This is a genomic window from Lonsdalea britannica, from assembly GCF_946477055.1.
Lineage (GTDB): Bacteria > Pseudomonadota > Gammaproteobacteria > Enterobacterales > Enterobacteriaceae > Lonsdalea > Lonsdalea britannica_A.
On record NZ_CAMKXG010000105.1, the window covers coordinates 1 to 11,115 of the forward strand.

Genomic DNA, 11,115 nt, shown 5'->3' on the forward strand with positions numbered 1-11,115 from the left:
TGACAAAACGGCTGTCGCGCAGCACCCGCAGCATACCTTCGCGCATGGGCGTCCGGGTGGTGGAGATACGATAGGCGGGCAGCAGCCAGGCATTTGTGCCCGCCGCCAGCAGGAACATGAAAGCGCCGACCCAGCACACAACGTTGAAATTATATTGCATCAGCCAACTGCCGAGCAGCGCGCCGGTCACGGATCCCGCCGTATCCTGCATCAGCAGCAGGGAGAAGAAACGCCCACGTTCGCTGGGACGGGTCAGCTTAATGACCAGCGCGGTGCGCGGCGGGTCGAATAACGTGCCGCCGAGTCCCGAGAGAAAACAGGAAAACATCAGTACCAGCGGCGTGGTGGCCAGCGCCATGCAGATGAACCCCGCCGAGCGCATCAGCATGCCGGTAATAATCATCGGCTTGGCGCCGAACCGGTCGGCAATCGCGCCGCCGAAGATCCCCAAGCCCTGCTGGGTGAGCTGACGCAGCCCTAATGCGGTGCCGACCGTGAGCGCGGCCCAACCCATTTGGTCGACGAATCGGATGGATATCAGGGGAAACACAACGAAAAACCCTAAAATCACCAGCATGTTATCAAGCAGAATGAAATATTTACCCAGGCTGCGCGCCTGCGTCATCAAAGGCATGTTGCACCATCACGAGAAGAAGGAATCACCACGCGTTCATTCTCTCGCCAATTGATGAATGGCGATAGGTTACATAGAGATAATATTTTTTTATCGTCAGACGCTGTTCGGCGTGGGGCTGCGAGAATTGCAGGCGTAAACGTACGCTAATTGCGCGATAACCCGGTGATTACGCGGTTACGCTGATGCAGTCAACGCGGTTTATAGTAAGCTTAACGTCATGTTTATCCGCTGATTGCTGGCGGATAGCCGTTGGGTTGGTTCCATAAACATAATCGATTAATTACCCCGAACCTGAGGGAAGAAAAATGTTTGGCTATCGTTCCACATCTGCCACGGTCCGTTTGACGACAGACCGGCTGGTGATACGTCTGGCTCATGAACGTGATGCCTGGCGTCTGGCGGATTATTACTCGGAAAACCGCGATTTTTTGAAACCCTGGGAGCCGGTGCGAGATGCCAGCCACTGCTATCCTTCCGGCTGGCAGGCGCGTTTAAGCGTGATCACCGATATGCAAAAACAGAGCAGCGCATTCTATTTTTTACTGCTTGATCCGAACGAAACTGAAGTGCGCGGCGTTGCCAACTTCAGCAATATTCTGCGCGGATCTTTCCATGCCTGTTATCTGGGGTATTCGCTCGGGCAGAAATGGCAGGGGCAGGGGTTGATGTTCGAGGCGCTGAAAGCGGGCCTGCGTTATATGTTTGTTCAGCAGCGTATGCACCGCATCATGGCCAACTATATGCCGCACAATCACCGCAGCGGCGGACTGCTGGCGCGTCTGGGCTTCGAAAAAGAGGGGTATGCCCGAGATTACCTGCTGATCGACGGCGAATGGCAGGACCACGTGTTAACCTCGTTGACCAACGATCGTTGGGCCATGCGCAAGTAGCGGGTCGGGCGTTCAGAACTGTCGCAAAAATCAGCGTGCTCAGTCACTTCTGCGGCTTAGCGCGCTGAGCAGAGGCACCAACCGGTAGCTTTTGCCCGCACAATGCGTAGACTAGGCGCACCCAAGAGGCGTGTACGGCTGGACGGCTGTTTGCGCCATTCTCTTCCCCGGTATTCAGAACACTCGCATGAATTTACTTAAATCACTGGCTGCGGTCAGTTCAATGACAATGCTTTCGCGCCTGCTGGGCTTTGTGCGTGACGCTATCGTCGCCCGCGTTTTTGGTGCGGGTATGGCGACCGATGCCTTTTATGTCGCCTTCAAACTGCCCAATCTGCTGCGTCGTATCTTCGCTGAAGGCGCCTTTTCGCAGGCTTTCGTCCCCATTCTGGCCGAACACAAGAGCCAGCAGGGAGAAGAGGCCACGCGCACGTTTCTGGCGTATATCGCCGGGATGCTGACGCTGGTGCTGACGCTGGTCACCATTGCTGGCATGCTGGCCGCGCCCTGGGTGATTATGGTGACGGCTCCTGGGTTTGCCGAAACACCGGAGCGTTTTGAACTCACCTCCTCGCTGCTGCGCATTACGTTCCCGTATATTTTGTTGATTTCGCTAACGTCGATGGTCGGATCGGTGCTCAATACCTGGAACCGTTTTTCGGTGCCCGCTTTTGCGCCGACGCTGCTCAATGTCAGCATGATCTTTTTTGCTCTGTTCGCTACGCCGTACTTTCATCCACCGGTGCTCGCGCTGGCCTGGGCCGTGGTAGTCGGCGGCGTGTTGCAGCTGGGCTATCAACTGCCGCACCTCAAGAAAATCGGTATGCTGGTCTTACCGCGGCTCAAATGGCGCGATCCCAGCGTCGCCCGCGTCATGAAGTTGATGGCACCGGCGATCCTCGGTGTGTCGGTGAGTCAGATCTCGTTGATCATCAACACGATTTTCGCTTCTTTCCTGAGTCAGGGGGCGGTGTCATGGATGTATTACGCCGACCGCCTGATGGAGTTCCCCTCCGGCGTGCTGGGCGTCGCCTTGGGGACTATCCTGCTGCCATCGCTGTCGAAAAGCGCGGCCAGCGGCAATCACAAAGAGTATTCCCATTTGATGGACTGGGGACTGCGACTCTGTTTCCTGCTCGCGTTACCAAGCGCGGTGGCGCTGGGGCTGTTGGCGAAACCGCTGACGGTGTCGTTGTTTCAATACGGTAAATTCAGCGCGTTTGATGCGGAGATGACGCAGCGGGCCTTGGTGGCGTACTCCATCGGCCTCATGGGGCTGATCGTGGTGAAAGTGCTGGTGCCGGGATTTTATGCACGACAGGACATCAAAACGCCGGTGAAGATCGCGTTGGTGACGCTGGCGCTGACGCAGCTGATGAACCTGGCGTTTATCGGCCCGTTGCAGCATGCCGGACTGGCGTTGTCGATTGGTCTGGCCTCGTGCATCAACGCCGCGCTGCTGTTTTGGCAGTTGCGCAAGCAGCAGATCTTTCAACCGTCACCGGGCTGGACCGGTTTCCTCGTGCGGCTATTGCTGGCGGTGGTGGTGATGTCGGTGACGTTGCTGGCGCTAAACCAGTTCATGCCGCCGTGGGATCAGGGCGGTATGACGGTGCGTATCTTGCGGTTGATGGTGATGGTGATCGCTGGCGCCGGGGCTTACTTCGTTACGCTGGCGTTGATGGGATTTCGACCAAAAGATTTCTCGCGCCGCAGCCTCTAAGCCTTAGCAGCATTCACACCCTCGGCGGGTTCGCTCGTCGCGGGTGTATTAACCCTTCGTCAGACTGACCCTGCTTCTCTTCGCCACACCCATTCCTAATGAAATGACATATTGGTCTCAATACCACCGGGTAAACCCTGTCGGTAGGGATGGGTCGATGGGTATCAACGTCGCTTGGATTTGGTTGGGGACAAGAGAAGGGTGCAACACGCCACCACCACTCACCGGGTAAACGCGATGGGGGGAATGGAGCTTTGGGTACCGAAGTCGCTTGAATAAGGTCTGGGCAAAGGAAGGGGGATACACGCCGCCTTTGAGGAAGACGGCGTGGAGGGAAGCGTTACATCTTCTCGACAGTCTGGATGCCCAGCGTGTCCAGACCCTGCTTCAGCGTCTTGGAGGTCAGCATCGCGAGTTTCAGACGGCTCTGGCGTTCAGCCTCGTTCTCGGCATTCAGGATCGGGCAGTGCTCGTAGAAACCGGAGAACTGACCGGCCAGATCGTACAGATAAGCACACATCACATGCGGCGTACCGTCGCGCGCCACGGTCGTAATGACTTCTTCGAACTGCAACAGACGCGTTGCCAGCGACTGTTCGCGCTCGTTGGTCAGCACGATTGGCTGGGTCAGGCTGGCTTCATCGACACCGGCACGCTTGAAGATAGACGCGACGCGGGTGTAGGCATACTGCATGTAAGGCGCGGTATTACCTTCGAATGCCAGCATGTTGTCCCAGTCGAAGACGTAGTCGGTGGTGCGGCTCTTGGAGAGGTCCGCATATTTCACTGCGCCGATAGACACGACATTCGCCAGCTCGGCCACTTCGTCCTGCGGCATCTCCGGGTTTTTGTCGGCGATCAGCTTCACCGCGCGTTCGTAGGCTTCATCCAGCAAATCCGCCAGCTTGATGGTTCCGCCGGAGCGGGTTTTGAACGGCTTGCCGTCCTTGCCCAGCATCATCCCGAACATGTGATGTTCCAGGCTCACGCTTTCGGGGATGTAGCCCGCTTTGCGGACGATGGTCCAGGCTTGCGTCAGATGCTGATGCTGACGGGAGTCGATGTAGTAAAGGACGCGATCGGCACCCAGCGTTTCGTAGCGATATTTGGCGCAGGCGATGTCCGTCGTGGTGTACAGGTAGCCGCCGTCTTTTTTCTGGACGATCACGCCCATCGGATCGCCTTCCTTGTTTTTGAATTCATCAAGGAATACGACCGTGGCGCCTTCGCTTTCGACTGCCAGACCTTTGGCTTTCAGATCGGCGACAATGCCCGGCAGCATGTCGTTGTACAGGCTTTCTCCCATGACGTCGTCTTTGGTCAGCGTGACGTTGAGTCGGTCATAGTTGCGCTGGTTCTGGCTCATGGTGATATCCACCAGCTTGCGCCACATGGTACGGCAATATTCGTCGCCGCCCTGCAGTTTCACCACGTAGCCGCGAGCGCGTTCGGCGAACTCTGCGTCAGCGTCATAATGCTGTTTTGCTTCACGATAGAACGCTTCGAGGTCGGACAGTTCCAATTCGCCTGCGTTTTCGTTCTGCACTTTCTCCAGAAACGCGATCAGCATGCCGAACTGCGTGCCCCAGTCGCCGACGTGGTTAGCGCGGATGACATTATGGCCGAGGAATTCGAGCGTTCTTACCGCCGCGTCGCCGATAATGGTGGAACGCAGGTGGCCGACATGCATCTCTTTGGCCACGTTCGGCGCGGAGTAATCGATGACGATGGTTTGCGGTTCTACCGGAGACACGCCCAGTTTCGGACTGGTCAGCACTTGCTCTAACTGTGCGGCCAGCCACTGAGGATCGAGGAAGATATTGATGAAGCCGGGACCGGCGATTTCAGTTTTGGCGGCGATTCCTTCCAACTGCAGCAGCTGAACCACTTTTTCCGCCAATTGACGGGGAGGCATGCCTAATTTTTTAGCCACGGCCATCACGCCGTTAGCCTGATAATCACCAAATTGCGCTTTTGCCGATTGGCGAACCTGCGCTTCGCTGTCAGCGGGCGCGCCCGCCGCAACCAATGCCTGACGGACTTTTTCGGAAAGAAGAGCCTGAATATTCACCGGGTTACCTTACATTACAAATTAAGCCCCTGCTTATACCATATTTGGTCGATTGAGTCAGCAGAGCTGCGGTGTCACAGGCTCATCGGGGAGCGCATGATGATGGTGCATCATGGTAAAAAAAACGTAGAGGAAATAAAAAGAAAACGGCCATACAGATAAATCTAAAAAAGAGAAAACCAGAGGGTCATTAACGCTTTTTATTTCGTCTGTCGGTAACCAAACGTGCGCTTTTCATGTTTTTAAGATGACGAAAGATAGCATAACCGGCTAATGCAATTAATAAAACCGATACAATAAGTAGCGACATGATGAACGACCTTTTTATATCTTTTGGAATAACGAAATTATCCCTTTTATTGTTTATTCACAATGGGCGAAAGTGTATTTAAGATTACTCCCATGAAATATAGGAATATGCGTAAAAACAGCCAATTAAGAAGGTTATTTACGTCAGGGTTATTGTTGGCGATAAGCAAAAAAACATCATGGATATGACGAGGTTTCGTTAATTAATTAATCAGACTGATGATCTTAAACGATAAAAAAACAAACAAAAAACTGACAATTGACTGACAATTCCGTTTAAAGCTGGATGCAGATGCTATCTCTCTGTAAATTAAAAAAGCACTTAACGTTAATGGAGGCATTTGAAAAAAAATGGCGGCTAATACATCGCAACCGCTCCCGGCGTCATTAATGGCCGATCTGTCTCGTTTCGAGTCTGAGATGAACAAACTGGCCGAGCAGCTTTCGTTGGATATCGCGCAATTTGAGGCCGATCATATCTCCTTGCGTTGCCATCAAAACGCGACGGCGGAGCACTGGCGTGAGGCGCTGTTGGCGCAGGGCGCGACGTTGCTATCAGAAAACATGATTAATGGCCGACCCATTTGTCTGTTTATCTTGCCTCAGCCAGTGACGGTCGGGCCTTGGCAGATCGCATGCATCGAGTTGCCGTGGCCGGGGAACAAACGTTATCCCCACGAAGGCTGGGAGCATGTTGAAGTGGTTTTACCAGGCGATCCGGCCACGCTTCATCAGCGCGCACTGGCCTGTCTCCCGGATGAGGCGCTGCTCACTCAGGGGATCCGGCTCAAATTCAGTCAGCCGCAAGGAGAGCAGGAACGCTTGCCTAACCCCACGCTGGCGGTCACCAACGGCACCGTCACCCTCAAGTTTCATCCTTTCAGCTTGCAGGATATCGTCGAGAGCGAGCGTGACGAACGCTGAACGCTATACTGTGCGCCACTTCATATCCTTTGATGTTGCTCTCCTCAAGAACAGTAACGCGGTGCCATAGTATAGTGACTCATTTATTCAGGGGCGCCATTGCTCCTGACCGCGACTTTAGGGAGGAACGTATGCCTAAGCTGGAAGTATGCTGTTACAGCATTGATTGCGCGTTGACGGCCGAACGTGCGGGAGCCGACCGTGTGGAACTGTGCGCGGGCCTGCGGGAGGGCGGACTGACGCCGGGTTACGGTATGCTTCGTCAGGCGCGCGATCACCTGACGATCCCGGTGCATCCGATGGTGCGGCCGCGCGGCGGCGATTTTTGCTACAGCGCGACGGAATTCTCAGCGATTTTGTATGATATCGACCAGATCCGCGACCTGGGCTTTCCGGGGCTGGTTGTCGGGATCCTGGATGCGGAAGGGCATATCGATTTAGCGCGCATGAAGCAGGTAATGGCGCATTGCGATGGACTGGCCGTCACGTTTCATCGGGCGTTCGATATGTGCTTCAACCCCCGACAGGCGCTGATGCAGCTGGCCGATTTGGGCGTCTCTCGCGTATTAACTTCCGGTCAGCAGCAGAGTGCCGAAAGCGGTTTGCCATTATTGCGGGAACTTAATGCACTAGAGCGCGGTCCAATCATTATGGCGGGATCCGGCGTGCGTCTGACGAACCTGCATAAGTTTCGCGCCAGCGGGATTAAAGAATTGCATAGCTCCGCCGGCCAGTGGTTGCCGTCCCCCATGCGATATCGCAAAGCCGGCGTCACTATGAGCGCCGATGTCGATGGCGATGAATTCCAACACTACTGCGTCGATGGCGACGTGGTGGCGGCGATGAAGATCGCACTGACCTCCGATCAGCACACGGCGCACGTCGTATGATGTGACGCGATGTGCCTACCTTTGCCGCGCAGCATACTTCAGCAGGTTTGCTTGCGAGTACCAAGCCCCGGTGTGTTACCGGGGCTTTTTTTCGTCCATTCTCAGACAGCGAGCGTCCTGACTTAATCAGCGATCCCGCGGCGGTTACGCCTCCGGTTTACAGAAATCGTTGCGCAGCATACCCCGAAGGGTACGGACCGCCAGACTGACGACGATGATGACAAGCGCGACAAACAGGCATTTGCCGCCGATCAGCAGTTGTGCCGAATCAATCGCTTGAGCCATTGTCAACGTGGCGATAGTAAATGCCGCCACGGGGAAAGAATAAGCCCACCAGGAAAGGGAAAAGGTCTGACGAATTAATAACGGAATCTGCATCAGAATAATCAGGAATAAAAAAGTCGCGGAGTAATACAAGATGCGAGCGAATATTCCTACTTCATGGGTGATAGACACGAGACTAATGAAAGACAGCGACGGCGGCGCGAGAAAAATAAAAAAGGTAGGCAACATCGCACCGGGCATCGCAGGATGAAAAATAAGTCGGTTAAAGACGGTGTTAAGCACGATGAGCCAAAACAAAATGCCAATTGAAAAATAAAACCAGCAGATTTCAACGGAAACATAATGGACCCCCGCAATGGGAACCAGAATATTTCCCACAACGGGCATAAACCAGCCAGGAGAAACATGCTCAATAGTGAAGTGGCTTTTGCTGAGCCACATAGAAATGACTGCGATGGTCAATAGGATATGCAAGACGGAACCTATCCCCCACAGCGCAATCGACAGCGTCGCTGACAGGGATTGAGCCGCCGTACCTAACAAGATCAGCCCGATTGAGAACGTCGGGAAGAAAACGATTTTCACCGGATGTGACCATTCGCTGAGGATATTCCGGGGATATTTGATGAGCTTGGCGAAGTAGATGCTGGAGAATCCGCAGAAGACCAGCAGGGACACGATGAACAGCGTATTGCCCCATTGATGGCGGTAGCCGAACAGCGTCTCTATTTTTAACGTTGCCAGCGTAAGCCCGCACAATCCCATGACAACGGGGAAAAAAGTGATAGGAAAAGCAGACAACCACGATGTTTTTTGAAGAAGCGGTTTGTCTAGAGTGTTCATGTAAAGTGGCTCCAAGGGATAAATAAAGGCAAATAGCAAAAAGAGAAGGCGAAATGACTTTTCCTTTCACGCCGGTATGCTTGAAAGAAAAAGCCAAAACCCTTCTCTGGTCGGTACGGCCTAATCAGGCACAACCGTTTCCGGAAAAAATATAGTAAGTCGGTAAATCTAGATCGTAAATCTGATGGGCTACGCGATAACCATTAAGCACATTATCGATGGAACACAGAGGGAAAATACCCACGTATGACTGGTAATTATCCCGGGTTTTGCGCGCATCGATTTTATAGCGTATGGCTCTTAACATGGCAGCGTTTGCCGCAACGCAATTTGGCTTATCGTTGACCATATAGGGGATTTCTTCACCATCAACAACGACTGACCATATTCGGTCTCCCGCCTGTTCAGAATAGCGAATATTATCACTGCCGTCTTTTCTGGCTTTATCCACATGGCGTTTAAAGCGATCCGCCATATTCTTTTCAGCGCAGAACATGACTTTCAGATCTCGGTTTAATGAGGCCTGCGCCTGTTTAACGATGTCGGCCATTTTGGTCGGTAGCACATAAGGATTCAGAACCAGCTTTCTGTATTTGTTCGGCGTGGCGGCCCCGATATCATTCCCCGCGTTTTCCATGAACAGATCATTAACCTGCACCAGAAAGTCAGCGTGAATATGAGCGCTCTGCGTCAGATATTTAACCACCTCCATTGAGAATGCCGTTGCGCTAAGAACGGAAGCACTGACTTCCAGCGTGTTCGACATATTAATGACGGTATGACCTCCTGAAACGACGGTAGGGCCCGGCAATGCTTTCAGCAAAGGAGAGAGTTTGTCCATCATGCTGTCGGGAAAGAGTCGTTGATCGAACTGAGGCAATGACGTTAATTTTTTAACGACACCTTTGTCCGCATGATAAATAATAATTTCCGATTTACCTTTCCACTGTCTTTCGCAGGAAAAGGTAAATCCGGGGATCACCGTTCGGGTAATTTCATGCTGAACGGTGTCTTCATATTCTACGGTTGGTAATCCCATGAGTGTTCCCTCACCATGAAAATACGGGGTTAAAATTTCTGTTACGTAATTCAGCAATGGCTTCTTCGCGATTATAAGGCAGCGTTTCAAATTGCTGGTGCTCAGGCGAATTACTCAGTCCTTTTAAATAATCGCCAGGGAACGTCGCGAAATCGATAGTAAAGAGATCGCCGCCGCCAGCCACAATTTTACTGTTTTGGTCCATTGTTTGGCGCGAGTTAACAAACAGCTTCGCGGAAGGGAACATGGCTTTATAAACCCAAGAAATCAGCGTCAGCGTATCAGTATCAATAATGTGCGGGAAATCGGCCAAACCTTTTCCCATCGCAGGGGTTAATTTCGGGATGCCAATAATATATGGGGAATAACCGTAGGTCTGACGCAGATAATCGCCGTGCGCCATTAGCATCGCCGCATCTTCTTTCCACGGTGCGAGTCCTAACAGTGCGCCGAGACTGTATTGCGTGCAGCCCGCTTTGATGAGGCGTTCCGGGGCATTCACGCGAAAGGCGTAGTCGGCTTTGCGCGTATTTTCCGGATGTACATCGGCGTAAATCTCATGATGATAGGTTTCCATCCATAGCACCAGAAAGTCCATGCCGTCTTGCTTCAATTGGACATAACCGTCGTCATCAAATGCCTGAGCATCAATCCCTATGGTGATGGTACAGCCGTGCTCATCTGCGAGCTGTTTAGCCACTTTGATTCTTTCGCCAATTAATTCCGGCTTGTAATGCATGTCCGTTGCATAAACGAATTCAAAAGAACGATATCCCCAGCTCAACAACAATTTCATTTCTTCAATAAAATCGTTGTCTTTCAGTCGAATTCGTTGAATGTCCTTATTACTCATTCTGAATCCGCAATATTTACAGTTATCGGCACAACGGCTGCTGTGATAGTGCGGGACGATAATATTTAACTGGTTATCAAAAACATCGTTTCTGTTTTTGGCGAGTTGCTCTTTAAATATATCTTTGTAAGAAGGGTTGTCGTGGCAAAGTGATAATAATGACATGGCGTCTTCTAAAGAGATCAGTTCCTTTCTTTTCATTTTTTCAATGATCTGCTCAAAATCATTAAATTGCTGACGCTCGAAGAACTCAATGATGTGATTCCGTTTCTCATGCGATACTTCTGAAAACATGGAAATATTACCTTTTATATTGTTATCAGTCTAATTAGTGGGTTTGTTAAAAATCAATGCGTTTTGGTTATTTGCTTATTCTTAATGGTTATTTAAATATAAGGTATGGGATTGAGTAACTATTTGATAAAAGTCAATTTAACCAGAACTATGGCAAAGAAGGCCTTTTAAATGCCTTGTCGTGTTATGACGAAATAAATTTATCCACACACATTAACGCAATGGGATTATTAGTGGGGCGCGTTAAAAATAAAAAGAGTAGGGAAGATATAATGACAGCGTGGACATTAGCGAATAAACGTTTTTATTTTGTTAGTTATCTTTTGAAGGCGCGATATAAACGCTGGTTGACCGCGG

Annotated in this window: 9 protein-coding genes; 4 read left to right on the forward strand and 5 right to left on the reverse strand. The window is 51.8% G+C overall.

All coding sequences use genetic code 11. From position 1 onward, the window contains the following. On the reverse strand, nt 1-634 hold a 634-nt coding region (locus tag Q7O77_RS08980), incomplete at its 3' end, for an MFS transporter (protein WP_304165971.1). A 308-nt stretch (nt 635-942) separates the two neighbouring features. On the opposite strand from Q7O77_RS08980, the gene rimJ reads away from it, so the two are divergent. After that, nucleotides 943-1,527, forward strand: a complete 585-nt coding sequence (rimJ, locus tag Q7O77_RS08985; RefSeq protein WP_304165973.1) for a ribosomal protein S5-alanine N-acetyltransferase — start codon at nt 943-945, stop codon at nt 1,525-1,527. 187 nt (nt 1,528-1,714) lie between these two features. Further along, nucleotides 1,715-3,250: a murein biosynthesis integral membrane protein MurJ gene (murJ, locus tag Q7O77_RS08990; protein ID WP_304165976.1), complete on the forward strand. Its 1,536-nt coding sequence runs from the start codon at nt 1,715-1,717 to the stop codon at nt 3,248-3,250. Between the two features lie 340 nt (nt 3,251-3,590). On the opposite strand, the gene argS is transcribed toward murJ, so the two are convergent. Then, a complete protein-coding gene (gene argS, locus Q7O77_RS08995; RefSeq protein ID WP_085653316.1) occupies nt 3,591-5,321 on the reverse strand; it encodes an arginine--tRNA ligase in 1,731 nt (576 codons plus the stop codon). 660 nt (nt 5,322-5,981) lie between these two features. Here argS and Q7O77_RS09000 point away from each other — a divergent pair. Next, a complete protein-coding gene (locus tag Q7O77_RS09000; RefSeq protein ID WP_304165979.1) occupies nt 5,982-6,554 on the forward strand; it encodes a VOC family protein in 573 nt (190 codons plus the stop codon). Nucleotides 6,555-6,685: 131 nt separating this feature from the next. After that, nucleotides 6,686-7,444, forward strand: coding sequence for a copper homeostasis protein CutC (gene cutC / locus Q7O77_RS09005; protein WP_304165981.1), 759 nt, complete (start codon nt 6,686-6,688; stop codon nt 7,442-7,444). Nucleotides 7,445-7,588: 144 nt separating this feature from the next. On the opposite strand, the gene Q7O77_RS09010 is transcribed toward cutC, so the two are convergent. From Q7O77_RS09010 to Q7O77_RS09020, 3 genes are all read right to left on the reverse strand, one after another. Next, the gene (locus Q7O77_RS09010) at nt 7,589-8,572 is read right to left on the reverse strand and encodes an SLAC1 anion channel family protein (RefSeq protein WP_304165984.1); all 984 of its coding nucleotides are present in this window, start codon (nt 8,570-8,572) and stop codon (nt 7,589-7,591) included. Between the two features lie 124 nt (nt 8,573-8,696). After that, entirely contained in the window at nt 8,697-9,611 is a 915-nt protein-coding gene (locus tag Q7O77_RS09015) for a hypothetical protein (RefSeq protein WP_304165986.1), read from the reverse strand. Nucleotides 9,612-9,621: 10 nt separating this feature from the next. After that, on the reverse strand, nt 9,622-10,758 hold the full coding sequence (locus Q7O77_RS09020; RefSeq protein ID WP_304165989.1) for a radical SAM protein: 1,137 nt from the start codon (nt 10,756-10,758) through the stop codon (nt 9,622-9,624). Between the last annotated feature and the right edge of the window lie 357 nt (nt 10,759-11,115).